At 61.7% G+C, this 1165-nt stretch carries 1 protein-coding gene; it reads left to right on the top strand.

Translation table 11 applies throughout. The features are described from left to right. Positions 1–63 precede the first annotated feature (63 nt). A complete protein-coding gene (locus tag IE224_RS20805; RefSeq protein WP_191313430.1) occupies positions 64–1131 on the top strand; it encodes a hypothetical protein in 1068 nt (355 codons plus the stop codon). Positions 1132–1165: the final 34 nt, after the last annotated feature.

The raw sequence follows: 1165 nt of genomic DNA, 5'->3' as shown, positions 1-1165 counted from the left end.
CGGAGCGGATGGAACGCTTCACAGGCTTGCCCTGTTGATTTTTCTATAAGGGAGGCGCCTGACATGAACACGCTCCTGATCAGCAGCGCCGTGGCGCTTGCTCTGACATCGACACATCTGGCTGCCGGTCCGGTCCAGACCCAGGCTGACATCGCACCCCTTGGAGCCGCGTCTGTGGAGCAGCTTTGGCTGGCCAAGGACAACAAAGGCAAAGGGCACGGTCACGGCAAGGCCGTGGGGAAGGGTCATGGCAATGCCAGCAACGGCAACGCCAACCGCGGCCCCGACCGGGCGCAGGGCCGCATCGAACAGCCCGGGGCGGAAAGGGGGAGCGATCATGGCGCCAATCGCGGCAGGAAGCCCGAGCATGCGGGCGGGCCGAAGCGCAAGACGACCAACAAGGCCGTCGAGCAGGCAACGCACGGACATGGAAACGGCCGCCGTGGGTTTACCACGGCAGAACATGAAGAGGTCCTGAGCCGCATCCTTTCGACGCCGGCTCCTGCAGGACGTGACATGAAGCGGCTTCTGGCTGCGACGGCGCTTGCAGTGGTCACACCTCAACTGCTCGTCGCCGATATCCCTGACGATGAGCTGATCGCCTATCGCAACTGTCCGCCGGGCTTGGCGAAGAAGGATCCACCTTGCGTTCCCCCCGGCCTGGCCAAAAACGGTGTCAGCTACGAGGAGTGGGCGTCGTATGATGGGGATGACTATGACAGGCTCTGGGTCGAGCGCCGGGACGAATGGCTCAGGACTGAAGCCGACGTTGATCCCGATCCTGAGCTTCTGCTTTTGCAATCAGACCAGATCGCGACGCTCTTTGGCCTTGATCCTGCACCCGAAGGCCATCGCTATGCTTTGATCGACGGCATGCCTGTTCTGCTCGACGATAGCGATTACGACGCGCTGCTTTTGGTGAACCAGATGGCACAGGTGCCCGATCTTCCGGCCGGAGTGCCGATCGCCCCGACGGCAGCCCTGACACAGGATGAACTGGCCAGCGTCTATCGTCTGCCGCATCTGGGAGCCGATGAAAACTATGCCGTTGTGAATGGACAGGTCGTACGGCTGAACGACAGAAACTATGAGCTGCTTCAGATGATCCGCGTGGCGCGGGCCATCCTGTAAACAAGAAAGACCCGCCTGGCAGTGCGGGTCTTCG

The sequence above is a fragment of the Paracoccus aerius genome (assembly GCF_014656455.1).
GTDB classification, from domain to species: Bacteria; Pseudomonadota; Alphaproteobacteria; order Rhodobacterales; family Rhodobacteraceae; genus Paracoccus; species Paracoccus aerius.
Note: the sequence above shows the minus strand (reverse complement) of the source record. Positions and strands in the feature narration are given on the sequence as shown.

Excerpts from the sequence above, each read along its gene's own strand:
- IE224_RS20805 (WP_191313430.1), top strand. The coding sequence starts at position 64 with ATGAACACGCTCCTGATCAGCAGCGCCGTGGCGCTTGCTCTGACATCG.